This is a genomic window from Brumimicrobium aurantiacum (assembly GCF_003402975.1).
Taxonomy (GTDB): domain Bacteria; phylum Bacteroidota; class Bacteroidia; order Flavobacteriales_D; family Crocinitomicaceae; genus Brumimicrobium; species Brumimicrobium aurantiacum.
This window is the reverse complement of the sequence record NZ_QURB01000002.1, coordinates 513,345-526,686: the sequence shown is the minus strand read 5'-3', so window position 1 is coordinate 526,686 and position 13,342 is coordinate 513,345. Positions and strand designations below refer to the sequence as shown.

General features: G+C 33.5%; 10 protein-coding genes. 5 read left to right on the top strand and 5 right to left on the bottom strand.

Features of this window, described 5'->3' with window-relative positions:
• Positions 1 to 10 precede the first annotated feature (10 nt).
• Positions 11 to 649, top strand: a complete 639-nt coding sequence (locus tag DXU93_RS05540; RefSeq protein ID WP_165851338.1) for an AlbA family DNA-binding domain-containing protein — start codon at positions 11 to 13, stop codon at positions 647 to 649.
• 111 nt (positions 650 to 760) lie between these two features.
• Here the strand turns inward: DXU93_RS05540 and DXU93_RS05535 are convergent, their stop codons facing one another.
• Positions 761 to 1,594, bottom strand: a complete 834-nt coding sequence (locus DXU93_RS05535; RefSeq protein WP_116880263.1) for a mechanosensitive ion channel family protein — start codon at positions 1,592 to 1,594, stop codon at positions 761 to 763.
• Between the two features lie 249 nt (positions 1,595 to 1,843).
• Here DXU93_RS05535 and DXU93_RS05530 point away from each other — a divergent pair, with 249 nt between their 5' ends.
• Positions 1,844 to 2,425: a YdcF family protein gene (locus tag DXU93_RS05530; protein ID WP_165851337.1), complete on the top strand. Its 582-nt coding sequence runs from the start codon at positions 1,844 to 1,846 to the stop codon at positions 2,423 to 2,425.
• 92 nt (positions 2,426 to 2,517) lie between these two features.
• On the opposite strand, the gene DXU93_RS05525 is transcribed toward DXU93_RS05530, so the two are convergent.
• The 3 genes from DXU93_RS05525 to DXU93_RS05515 form a co-directional block, all read right to left on the bottom strand.
• Complete coding sequence (locus tag DXU93_RS05525; protein ID WP_116880261.1) at positions 2,518 to 2,988, bottom strand: gliding motility lipoprotein GldH family protein; 471 nt, start codon at positions 2,986 to 2,988, stop codon at positions 2,518 to 2,520.
• 278 nt (positions 2,989 to 3,266) lie between these two features.
• The gene (locus DXU93_RS05520) at positions 3,267 to 3,899 is read right to left on the bottom strand and encodes an NUDIX hydrolase (RefSeq protein WP_116880260.1); all 633 of its coding nucleotides are present in this window, start codon (positions 3,897 to 3,899) and stop codon (positions 3,267 to 3,269) included.
• A 170-nt stretch (positions 3,900 to 4,069) separates the two neighbouring features.
• Positions 4,070 to 6,214 carry a S46 family peptidase gene (locus DXU93_RS05515; protein WP_116880259.1) on the bottom strand — a complete coding sequence of 715 codons (2,145 nt, stop codon included), beginning with the start codon at positions 6,212 to 6,214 and terminating at the stop codon, positions 4,070 to 4,072.
• 273 nt (positions 6,215 to 6,487) lie between these two features.
• Between DXU93_RS05515 and secDF the strand changes: the two genes are divergently transcribed.
• Positions 6,488 to 9,559 (top strand): protein translocase subunit SecDF, encoded by a 3,072-nt coding sequence (gene secDF, locus DXU93_RS05510; protein WP_116880258.1) that lies wholly within the window; start codon positions 6,488 to 6,490, stop codon positions 9,557 to 9,559.
• Between the two features lie 406 nt (positions 9,560 to 9,965).
• Here the strand turns inward: secDF and DXU93_RS05505 are convergent, their stop codons facing one another.
• On the bottom strand, positions 9,966 to 11,588 hold the full coding sequence (locus DXU93_RS05505) for a DUF2341 domain-containing protein (protein WP_116880257.1): 1,623 nt from the start codon (positions 11,586 to 11,588) through the stop codon (positions 9,966 to 9,968).
• Positions 11,589 to 11,788: 200 nt separating this feature from the next.
• Here DXU93_RS05505 and DXU93_RS05500 point away from each other — a divergent pair, with 200 nt between their 5' ends.
• Together DXU93_RS05500 and DXU93_RS05495 are read left to right on the top strand one after the other, a co-directional pair.
• Complete coding sequence (locus DXU93_RS05500; RefSeq protein WP_116880256.1) at positions 11,789 to 12,352, top strand: LemA family protein; 564 nt, start codon at positions 11,789 to 11,791, stop codon at positions 12,350 to 12,352.
• 17 nt (positions 12,353 to 12,369) lie between these two features.
• Positions 12,370 to 13,332 carry a M48 family metallopeptidase gene (locus DXU93_RS05495; protein ID WP_116880255.1) on the top strand — a complete coding sequence of 321 codons (963 nt, stop codon included), beginning with the start codon at positions 12,370 to 12,372 and terminating at the stop codon, positions 13,330 to 13,332.
• Positions 13,333 to 13,342: the final 10 nt, after the last annotated feature.

Here is a 13,342-nt window from a genome sequence, read left to right as displayed (position 1 = left end):
ACATCAAACCGTGAACATTCTTAAATCCTATATCAGAGAAGGGGAACATCAAACACAAGATTTTAAATTTCGAGTAGATGATGCCAAGAAAATTGCACGCACCTTAGCCGCTTTTGCCAATACAGATGGTGGAAGATTATTGATCGGTGTGAAAGACAATGGAAAAGTTGTTGGTGTCAATCCAGAAGAGGAGTTTCATGTTATTCAAGGGGCCGCAACATTGTATTGTAAACCTGAGTTAGATGTGAAAACCCAAATTATGCAAGATGAGCATAAGTTGGTTTTGGAAGTAACAGTTGCTGAAGTAGAAAATAAACCAATCAAAGCATTAGATGACAATGGAAACTGGAAAACCTATGTTCGTCGAGAAGACCATACTTTATTGGCAAGTAAAATATTGATTGGTGTTTGGAAAAAGATGCGCAATAAGACATCAACGCCGCAAACCTTCGATAAGGACGAACAATTGATTTTAAACACCATTAAAGAAGCAGGAAGCATCACATTGAGTAAGTTGTATAGAAGTACTCAATTAAAAAAGTCTTACATCGACAAGCTATTGATTCTTTTCATTACCTGGGAGGTAGTTCAAATGAAAATAACACCGAGCGGAACTTTTTTCTCTGTTGGAGAAGAGATAGAAGAATAAGTTAAGACGCTTTTTTGTTAATCCCAGAAAAATTCAAAATTTAAGATTAAAAAAAATGCCGTACACAAAAGTATACGGCATTCTTGAAATGAGCTATGCTCAATTTAAATCTTATGCATTTCCGTCTACATGGACATCCATTTGTGGATAAGGAATAGATAATCCATCTACTTCTTGATCGAATTTTTCATAAACCAATTCGTTAACATAGAAGTGAATATCCCAGTAATCCTCTTTTTTCGCCCAAACACGTACTGTTAAGTTCACTGAAGAATCTCCTAAAGAACCTAATTTTACAAATGGTTCTGGATCTTGCATTACTTTTGGGTGACTATTTACGATGTCTAAAACTGTTTGTTTCGCCAATTTTAAATCTTCACCATAACCAAATCCAAATGTGAAATCAACACGACGTGTAGGTTGCATGCTATAGTTTGTAATGTTTCCATTGTATAGAGAACCATTCGGTACTATAATCGTTTTGTTGTCTGGAGTTGTCAAAACAGTATGGAAAATTTGAATTTCTTTCACTGTTCCAGATTCACCTTGACATTCAACGTAGTCACCAACTGTAAAAGGCTTGAAAATTAATAACATTACCCCACCAGCTAAATTGCTTAATGTTCCTGAGAAGGCCATACCAATAGCCAAACCAGCAGCACCGAGAATAGCAATGAATGAAGTCATTTCAATTCCCAATTGAGAAAATACTGTTAGAACAGTTAAGACTTTAATTAAACCACCAACGAGACCATTCATGAAAGAGATAAGTCCTTTATCAGAATCTCGTTTTTCGAGAATTTTAGCAACCATTTTACTAAAAAACTTAGCTAATCTCATACCAATAATGAATATTACAATAGCAATAATCAAGTTGATTCCAATTTCCACTAATGTTGAGAAAATTTCTTCTTGTGGTATGCCAAATAATTCTTCTGTGTTCATATTTTAAATTTTAATTAGATTTGGAACAAATATAATATTTATTCTGTTTTTGCCTAATAATATTTTCGTAACATGCTCATAGTCTCCAAAATAATCTATTTTTTTATCACTCCTTTATCATGGTTAATCATTGCCTTAATTGTCAGTTTTGTTGCTCGAAATAAAAAGATAAAACGGAATGCCAAATTATTGAGTCTTATCATTGCAATATTTTTTTCAAACACTTTTATATACAAGGAGTCTTTAAGAATGTGGGAGTTTAATGCAGTAAAAAAAACGGAAATAAAACACCATGATGTTGGCCTCGTTTTGGGTGGAATGTTTGAATACGATAATGATGCTGATCGTTTAAGTATCCGTAGGGGAGGAGATCGAATTTGGCAAGCCATTGATTTATATAAATCCAAAAAAATAGATAAGATTTGTATTATAGGAAAACATGGAGATGTGATTGATAAAGGATTAAAAGAAGCTATTCAATTGAAAGAATTATTGGTTTCCTGGGGAATTCCTAAAATTGATATTATCGTTGAAACAGAATCGAGGAATACCAATGAAAATGCGAAGTTTACTGCCGAATTAATGCAGCAATCATACCCACACTTTGATTCATTTTTATTGATTACTTCTGCCCGACACATGAAGCGCGCCAAAGCATCATTTGAGAATTATAATTTGGAAGTGACTCCTTTTTCCACAGATCAATACGTAGGGAAAGAACGTTTTTATACATGGGATGAGTTTATAATTCCTAGTGTTGATACATTTCAAGGTTGGTTTGGTCTCATCAAAGAAGTTGTTGGCTATGTTGGGTATATGGTTGTTTACTAATTAGTTCTTTACAGAAGTCCCATTTATATTGAAATTAAGAATGATTCCAGATTTCACTTGTTTCAAAAGAATACCTTGAAATCGCTTAATATTTACTGTACAACTTTATCCAATATTAGGCCAATTTCCATAGCGAAGTTTAATGGATCGGCTGGAGTAACTTGTTCCATTTTGTAAGTGTAAACTCCTGTTTCTTCATATTGTTTGTCTTCTTCTACCAAATGTTGACTGTCCCATATATCATATCCTGGTTCTCCAATATAATCTCCATTTTCTTCACGCACTTTAAGCTTATATTCTTTTACCGATATTTTTCCACTTGGACTTGTTTCAGTAACCTTAATATTCGCAGTTTGAAACTGATATCCTGTTGCATATCTAAATGTTAAACTCATGTCATAAGGAACACTATTGTCTTTGATGGCTACTTCGAATTCTTTAACATCTTCTTTTAACCACTCAAGGTCTGGTGATAATACTTGATGTTCATGATAAATTCTGTTTTCAGGTTGGCAAGCTGTAAAACAAAAGACCAAAGCGAATAATACTAAGAAGATTTTCATATGAGAATTTTATGTGTTGTTACGAATTTAGTGATTATCTTGATTAAAATCTATAAGTTACACAATCAAAGTTAGTTATTCTTTATCAGTGTAATCGTAAGGCTTTACTGCTACTGGGTATTGAGAGAATCGTTTAGTTTTAAAAGGAGGTCAATATTACTTATTGACATACACGGTATCATAGCTGTTTTGAAATGCAAGTTTTTAGAAGGAATTTATATGGTTCATAGACTCCCTTCACAGCGTATGAAAGTAAGAATTAGAATGTGAGAAAAGAATTATCTTGGTGAACCAATCAGTTGCTTAAATTCATGTAGTATCAAAGCGGTGGCCCCCCAAACCACTTTGTTATTGATATCGAAATAGGGGATGTCATCCAAAAACCTGCGTCCAGAAAGTTCAATCTTCGTTTTTTTAATGACATCTTTCTCTAAAAGTTGTGCGATAGGGAAGGAGAATATTTCAGCCACTTCTCGGGTGTCTGGATAAAACAAAGGCTGAGATTTATAATGAAAAACAAAGGGTTGAATGCTGAAATTACTCACAGGAATAAAAACGGGTGTTAATTCTCCCATAAAATCAAAACCTTCATATTTTAGACCAGTTTCCTCAACACATTCTCTTAAGGCAGTAGCTTTTAAATCCTCATCGAATGTTTCCATTTTTCCACCAGGTAGACAGATTTCTCCACTGTGTAAACCTTTGTACGGAGAACGTTCTGTTAATATTCCATTGAGTTTGTTCTCGCTTTCATATAAGACCAAAGCTACAGCACTTTCTTTGAAGTTTTTTGCATTTCTTTTTGCTTCAGAGGATCTTCCTCTTCCAGTAGGGGACATAGGGATATGTGCTTCCTCTCCAGGTAGGCCCAGCTTTAAAGTTTCTCTTATTTCGTGAATCGTTAACTTCATTTATTATTCTTTCTAACTGTGCATTAAATTAACATTTTCAATCGGACAATTGTTTAATTCCAAAATAATTCTTCTTTAACTTCCTTTACCGTTTCTTTATAGTTGAAAAAATTAGATCATAAAAAAGCCCAAACATAAATGCTTGGGCTCTCTTTAAAAATAATGTATGATTATTCAACAATCTCCATTTCTTCAATCAAGTTGTGTGCTTCTCCGTATTTTTCAATTATGAATAATACATAACGAATGTCACAAGAAATTGTACGTTGGATGTCTTTCTCAAAGAAAATATCTCCAGACATTGCTTCCCAGTTACCATCAAAAGCAGTACCGATCAATTCACCATCTGCATTAATTACAGGAGAACCTGAATTACCTCCAGTGATGTCGTTATTACTGATAAAGTTAACAACCATTTCACCTTTGTCATTTGCATATCTTCCGTAATCTTTGTTTTTGAATAGTTCTTTCAATTTAGGAGATACATGGAATTCAGGGTTGTTTGGATCTTCTTTTTTCAAACCTTCTTCTAAGGTAGTGTAAATTCCGTACTCTTTTCCTTCTTCAGGAGAGTATGGCAAGATAGAACCATAAGTTAAACGTAAAGTACTGTTTGCATTCGGGTAGAATGTTTTGTCAGCATCCATTTCACGGTATCCTTTAACGAATAATCTATTTGCACGTTTAAGGTTGTTCATTTGTTGAATATACTCTTCGTCACTAGTTAAAGCTTCGTATTCAGTATAAATCGACTCAATGATTTGGAATAATGGATCTTTTTTAAGTTTTTCAATTGGAAATTCTTCCGAATCTTGAACTTTAGCATCAAACTTTTCAAAACTTTCTTTTGAAGCAAAAATTGATTTTTTTCTCGCTTTCTTTACTAATTTGTCAAGTTTTCCTTTGTCACCAGCTTTTTGAATTAACTCTGGCATCATATCTTCTGGAATGTCTTTGTAGTACATCTTAAGCACTGCTTCTAAAGTTTCGAATTCTAAATCCATGTTTGCAGTCTCGTAGAAACTCATTAATCTTTCTTTAAAGCTAGCGTAAGCTCTGTCGCCCATTCCTTGCTTTACATAATTTTCCAATAATACAAAACGGAATACGTTAAGGTTTAGATCAACAGAGTAAATAAATTCACTTTGGTAAACATTTGCATAAACACTGTTATTCGTGAATTTGTAAGTGTTTTCGATCATTGGTAATACTTCTGCATATTGTGGATTCTCTTCAGCAAATTCAGTAAAACGTGCTTCTAATTCACGTTTTTTATCCGCTACCTTGTTATTTTTTAATTGCTCAGATTGACCGATAAAGTATTTCCAGTAGTTGGCTACTTGTGCATGCTTTGAAGCATAGTTTAAACGTACTTCAGTACTTTCTTTCATGTATTTTTTCATGATGTCAAGTTTTACCTTACGGATCTCAACTCTTTTTGGTTGTTCAAGGCTAACTGCTTGTTCAACTCCAAAAGAAGAAAGGTATCTGTCTGTAGAACCTGGGAAACCAAATACCATTGCAAAATCACCTTTTTCATATCCTTTGATCGAAACAGGTAAAGAGTGTTTTGGAGTATATGGTTTGTTGTTTTCACTGTATGCAGCTGGTTTGTTGTCTTCTCCAGAGTAAATTCTGAATAGTGAAAAATCACCTGTGTGTCTAGGGTACATCCAGTTGTCTGAATCGTGACCGAATTTTCCGATTGACTCTGGTGGTGTACCTGCCAAACGAACGTCTTGGTATGTTTCTGTTACGAAAATGTAAAATTCATTTCCTTCAAAGAAATCACGTACAAATGCTTTATAGTTTGAGTCTCCAACAGCTTCTTTAGTCAACTGTGCAGAGATCTCTTTAATTTTCGTTGCACGTTCCTCTTCAGTCATATCGTCTGTAAGGTTCTTCGTGATTTGTTCAGTCACATCATCAATAGAAATGATAAAAGTAGCTGTTAAACCAGGAATCGCAATTTCTTCTTTGTGGTTCTTTGCCCAAAAACCGTTGTCAAGGTGGTTTTCCTCTTCTGTTGAAGCTTCTGCAATTGCATCATAACCACAGTGGTGGTTTGTTAAAATTAAACCTTGGTCAGAAATAACTTCTGCAGTACAAAATCCACCGAAAGAAACAATTGCATCTTTTAAAGATGAGTTGTTAATACTGTAAATTTCTTCTTGGGTTAGGTTAAGACCATGTTTTTTCATGTCTTCATAGTTCCTACCTAATAAAAATGGCAGCCACATTCCTTCGTCTGCTTTAGCAAAGCCAGAAAAAAGCAATGTACTGATAAAAGTAAGTGCAATGATTTGTTTTTTCATATCTATTTTTCTTGTTATTTAAAAAGGGTGTTTCAAATTGTTAAACGAGGGCAAAAATAGTAAATTCTCAGAACTTTCAGCAATTTCGCGAGATTAGCCTTGTTGGAGTAGTGAACCAGCATTATGAAGGCTTTTCTATTTGTTTATGAAAAAGAAAATATTTCTGAAAAATGTGTTTTTAAAAAAAATCAGAACTACTTGCAGTTTAGGTTGTGATTAATAAATGATAATTCTATATTTGCCAGCTATTAAATAATAAACGACACTTTAACTATGCGTAACAAAGGATTTTTTTGGTTTTTTACAATATTACTTCTTGTTGTAAGTATTTACCAAATCTCATTTTCGTTCATTGGAGGTGGTATTGAAAAAGAAGCAGAAGTATTAGCTACTGAAAGAGTGGAAGCTCTTAAGGCTAGTGCGAATGGTGACTCAGTTAAGTTGCCAAACGGAACTTTTGTAAATTTCAGTACAAATAATGAAGCTGAAGCTTTGGCTAAAGCTGCTTTTATCAATGAAATTTTAAAGGAGAAAAATGAAGAAGAAGTTTTCTTAGGAAACACTTTCAATGAAGTAAAAGGGAAAAGCGTTTCGCTTGGACTTGACCTTGAAGGAGGTATGTCAGTAACACTTGAGTTATCAATGTCTGACTTAGTACAAAATGCAGCTCTTAACCCAAGAGATTTACATTTTAAGAAACCTTACGAAAGTGCTTTGGAGGAATTCAATGCCCAAGGAGGAGACTTCATCGATATTTTTGTTGCGAAGCATCAAGAAATGTACCCAGACCGTCTTTTGATTCGTGAATTCTCAACAGATGATGTTGTTTCTAAGATTACAAACAAAGCAACAGATGAGGAAACTAAAGAATACTTAAGAAGTCTTTCTGAAGGTGCACTTGACGGTGTTGAAACGATTATGGAAAATCGTATTAACCAATTCGGGGTTGCTCAACCTAATATCACAAAAGATGATAATGCTAACCGTTTGTATATCGAACTTCCAGGTGTTAAAGATCAAGCAACTGTAAGAGAGCGTCTTCAATCAACTGCAAATCTTGAGTTTTACCTTGCATATAAAGGACAAGAACTAGGAGGTTTCTTTAATGAATTGTTAATTGAGCGTTCTGATGACGTAAGTGATGATGAGTTTGAAGACTTATTCTCTGAAGAAGAAGATACAACTGTTACAGAAGATGTTGCAGAAACTACTGAAGAAGACACAACTGAAATGTCTCTTGAGGAGGAGTTAGGAATGGAAAATGATGCTGAAGAAGATACATCTTTTAGACTGTCTGACTTTGGTAAAATGTTCCAAGTAAATATTGATGCTGAAAATAGATTCCAAAACAGTCCTCGTTTAGGTTTTTCTAAATCTTCTGATACTTCTAAGGTGAATAAAATCTTAAATGAAAAGGCTGAAGAAATGATGTTGGAAAACATCAGATTCGTTTGGGGTGCTAAAAGTGATAATATCGGAGTTTCTGATACTTTATATTACACTTTATATGCTATGAAGATACCTCAAGACCTTAAAGCAAGAGTAGGTGGTACTGATATCGAAAATGCCCGTTTATCTTTTGATCCAAATCAATCTGATAGAGGTGTAAGTATCGACATGAGTGACCGTGGTGCTGAAGAGTGGGGTAAAATGACTTCTGAAAATGTTGGAAACTTTATTGCCATTACAATGGATAATAAAGTGTACAGCGCGCCAATTATTAACGGTGCAATTACAGGAGGACAAACTCTAATCTCTGGTGATTTTACAGTGGCTGAGGCACAAAACTTAACGAACCTATTGAACGCTGGAGCGCTTCCTGCTCCATGTATTATTGTAGATGAAGCAGTTGTTGGACCAACAATCGGTGAAGAAAATTCACGTTCTGGTTTAATTTCTTTCGCTTTTGCGCTTGCATTAGTATTGATTTACATGGTGTTCTATTACGGTAGAGCAGGTTTAGTTGCTGATATTGCTTTGATTATGAATATCGTATTAATTGTAGGTTTCTTAGCTGCATTTGGTGCTGTTCTAACACTAGCAGGTATTGCAGGTATCGTATTAACAATTGGTATGTCTGTGGATGCAAACGTACTGATCTTCGAACGTGTTCGTGAAGAAATTCGTGAAGGTAAAGGTATGAAGTTGGCTATCAAAGACGGTTATAGTAATGCATTGTCTTCGATTATTGATGCCAACGTAACAACATTATTAGTTGCTATCGTATTGAAAACATTTGGTACAGGACCAATCGAAAGTTTCGCAACTACGTTAATCATCGGTATCTTTACTTCTGTATTCGCTGCCGTTGTTATTACACGTTTGATTTTTGAATCTCAAGTTTCAAAAAACAAAGGATTTGCATTTACGACTTCGATTTCTAAAAATGCCTTTACAAACATCAACTTAGGTTTTATTAAAAACCGTAAAAAGTTCTATATCGTTTCAGGAATTTTTGTTTTAGCAGGTATTATTGCAATTTCTACTAGAGGATTGAAGCCTTCTGTAGAATTCGCTGGTGGTCGTACTTATGAAACTGTTTTTGAAAAACCAGTAGGACAAAACGTTGAAGAATTAACTGAAGTAATTAGAAACACATTAGTTGTTGACGAATCTAAAGCTTCTGTTGAAGTGAAGGTAAGAAACTCTGATTACCGTGTAGAAATTGCAACAGATTACTTACAAAATGTTCCAAACTCTGAAGCTGATGTACGTAAAGACTTACTTGCAGCATTGGCAAGTGTTGAAGATGACTATGGTGTTGCAACGATTGAAAACAGTCGTTCAGTTTCACCAACTGTTTCTGAAGAATTGCAAAAGTCTTCTTCTATCGCAATTATCCTTTCATTGATTATCATTTTCGTTTATATCTTAATCCGATTCGGAAAATGGCAATATGGTTTAGGAGCAATCGTAGCAATGTCACATGATGTGATTATTGTACTTGGATTGTTTGCAATGTTGCATGGTATTCTTCCATTCAACATGGAGGTTGACCAAGCATTTATCGCTGCAATTCTTACTGTTGTAGGTTACTCAATTAATGATACGGTTGTTGTATTTGATAGAATTCGTGAGTTCTTAAACAAATACAGAAGAAAATCTCAAAACGATATTATTAATGATGCAATTAACTCTACATTAGGTCGTACGATCAATACTTCATTGTCTACGTTTATTGTATTGTTAACAATCTTCATCTTTGATGGAGGTGCAATAAAAGGATTTGTATTTGCCTTAATGATCGGTGTGATTGTTGGTACTTACTCTTCTGTTTGTGTTGCAACACCAATCGTAGCAGATTTATTGAAAAAGAAAAAGAATGACGAAATTACGGAAGCGTAGTTTTAAACTTCTAACATAATATTAAATCCCGGCAGAAATGTCGGGATTTTTTTGTGGTTTTAACTTTGTTCAGATAAGTTTGATGTACTGTATTTTTATTTGAGCTATCTTAAAATTAATATTTGATAAAAAAATTTTAATCCAATAATTGTGGATTACAATCAATTTTATATAGTATGCTTAGTTATTTCAATTTCGTTAATGAATAACTTTTTAATGGACGAAAATATCAATCTTACTAATGTTGGTAAAGTGATGAAATGCATCAATGAAGCATTCATTACTTCGTTATAGAACAATCATATAATTTTGTTCATTCTATTATAGAACTAACTTCTGGTATTTTCTTTTGGTAAGAATTTCAATTATTTTGAAGACTCAAAGAAGAAAGCAAAAGGATAATAAACTATATTTTTTGAATTCTATAAACCTTCGTTTTAGTTTTTAAAAGATATTGACCTTTAGATAATTTAGAAATATCGAGAATGTATTTAGAGCTATTGAGTTTCGTGAACTTAACTAGATGGGTAATCTCTTTTCCCGTTAAACTTATTAAATTCAATTGCTCTAGTTCAAAAGCGTCTCCAGAAATAGTAACTGAATGATTGGTCGGATTTGGATATATATTTAAATTCCCATTATTTTCGTTTGAGTTGTCAATAGTTCTTACTGCTGAATAAGAGAATTTTCCATCAAAATATACCTGCTTTAACCTGTAATATGAAACACCTTTAAATGGATTATTGTCAATTATTTGGTTAATCCTTTGCGTACTTGAATTTCCAGCAGCTTTTACTTTTTCTAAATTTATCCATTCATTATGCTTTGATTTTTGAACAATAAAGTGACTATTATTTACTTCAGATGAAGTTATCCAATTGATCTCAACTTTTCGTTCATCGAGTAGTTTTGCATTAAAATCAATTAATTTTATAGGAAGTGTTATACATAAATCCTCTGCAGGATATTCTGCTGAAATACTGTAAAAATCCGACGGACTATTTTGATTGTTGAACTCTGTTTTAATCCAGTCAGGAGACAAAACAGATGGAATCGCTCTTATCTCATCTAGATCTCCAGAAAATCGATTGTTTACTTCTCCAGATGAGTTTTCCCCACCAATTGATGGAGTTCCTGAAGCCGCTACTAATGTCCCTGTTACATTTTCTGATGCAACCTCAATTCCATCAATGTAAATTTTCTTCTCTTTTGTTGAATTATCGTAACTCGCAACGCAATAATGCCAAGTGTTATTAGAAATTAAAACCGGACTATCTAAACTCACAGGATTCATTCCACGAATGTAGAATCGAATTCTTCCAGTACCTGGATCTCCAACGCTTAGGGCATGACTACCATTGCTATTGTTTTCATCATCACAGATTATACGTTGTCCATGACTAGAACGATTAATTGTTTTTGCCCACCCAGAATAACTAAAACTACCAGTTCTTGAAGGATGATTATTAATTGAGATATAATGATTTGGTCTTGCAAAGTTTTGACCATTTGCTATTTTAGAAGGGGATGTATTTGTCGACCCAAAGTTAGAACCGTTGTTACCAGATGCAGATGCGTCCAACAAATCATTATGGAGGTGCCATACTCCATCATATCCGTGACTCCATGTGTTAGCGGAGGAGGGGTTTGAAGTTATTGTATTATTTCCATAATACATATACAAAGCATAATCAGAAGTAGCAAGTAACGAAGGAATTTTCACCCATATATTATATGTTCCATTTGCAGCGTTATAGCTTTCAATTTCATAATCGAGTTCAGTTACACAATCATCTGAAGTAAATGTGATGTCATAACCATTTTCATTTTGAATTCTACCACCATTTGCATTTGATCTTAAATCAGGATCTGTAAAAGAAATGAGTACAGGAAAATTGCTCAAGTTACTAGTTCCCGAAACTTTACTTGAATTAATAATGATTTGTTTTCCATAGTTGTATCCAGGGGCCTGAGAGATAAATATGAAATTTAAGGTGATAGCCAAAATAGTAGGAAGTACTTTATACATTTCAAAAGTGATTGTTCAATTCAAAAAAAAAATATTGTAATAAAAGATAGCTTTCTGTTGTATCTTTAGTTTTAAGGCTATAAAATTTTCAAGATTAAAATGTTCAAAGAATACTTGTTCATTAAAAAATCATAATATAAAAAGATCTTAATTTTTACATTTAAAATTTTACTATTTTTATAATAAATAAAACATGAAATATGAGTGGATTTTGGATAGGAATTATTGTTGTTGCGGTACTCGTTATATGGGTCATTTCAATTTACAACAGTTTAGTAAGATTAAGAGAAAACAGAGATAATGCTTTTGCAGATATTGATGTTCAATTAAAACAACGTCATGATTTAGTTCCTCAATTAGTGGGAGCGGTAAAAGGATATATGGAACATGAAGCAGGGACTTTGGGTGCGGTAACAGCGGCCCGACAAGCAGCAATAAATGCAAGTTCTGTTAATGAAAAAATAGCTGCAGAAAAACAATTGGACTCAGCATTGAGTGGTTTAAACATTCAAGTTGAAGCTTACCCTGATTTAAAAGCAAGTTCAAACTTTATGCAATTACAAAATGAGTTGGCTGATATAGAAAATAAATTAGCTGCAGTAAGACGATTCTTTAATTCATCAACTAAAGAGCTAAATGTATCGGTTCAAAAATTCCCGAATATAGTTTTCGCAGGGATGTTTGGATTCAAAGAAGAACCAATGTTTGACGTTGGACAAGCAGAAAGAGTTGTTTTAGATAAAGCTCCTGAGATTAAGTTTTAATTGATCTATAGTTCTCTATGAAATACATTGGTTTACAGCAACAAATAAGCAGTAACAATAGAAAGTCTATCTTATTACTCATGGGCTTTCCGATTTTGGTGTTAATTATGGTTTTCCTTTTCTTTTTTATTGTAAATTATAGTGAAGAAGGCCCACCAAATTTAAACTTTGTATTCGATCAATTTATTATTACCATTCCTTATATACTTGGTGGAGTTGCTGTTTGGTTCTTGATCGCCTATTTTTTTAATACTGCAATGATTAATCGTGCGGCCAAATCTCATACACTTTCTCGAAAGGACCATATGCGTGTTTACAATCTAACAGAGAACTTGTGTATCAGTGTTGGAATGCCAATGCCAAAGTTGAGAATCATTGAAAGCCAAGCATTAAATGCATTTGCTAGTGGAATTAATCAAAAGAACTTCACAGTTACATTGACACGTGGGATTATTGATCAACTCAACGACGAAGAACTGGAGGGAGTAATAGCACATGAATTAATGCATATTCGCAATAATGATGTAAAATTACTCATCGTTTCAATTGTTTTTGTTGGTATTTTCTCTTTTATCTTACAATTTGCCTTTCGTTCATTTCTATATGGTGGAATGTCTTCTCGAAGAAACAATAAAAATGACGGTAAAGGTGGAGCTGCTGTAATGGTTGTCATTATGGTTTTAGCTGCATTGGCTTATTTTTTATCCTTACTTTTTAAATTTGCTTTAAGTCGTAAAAGAGAATACTTGGCAGATTCAGGTGCTGCTGAAATGACTAAAAATCCTTTAGGTTTAGCTAGTGCTTTAGAAAAGATATCAGGAAATCATCACGTTGATGCCGTAAAAAACGAGGATGTTCAACAAATGTTTATAGAAAACGCTCCTGAAGATACTTCTGCAAGTTTATTTGGAGGCTTCAAAGGAATGTTTTCAACTCATCCACCAATTGAAAAAAGAATTCAAATTCTTAAACAATTTTAAATCGATTTAA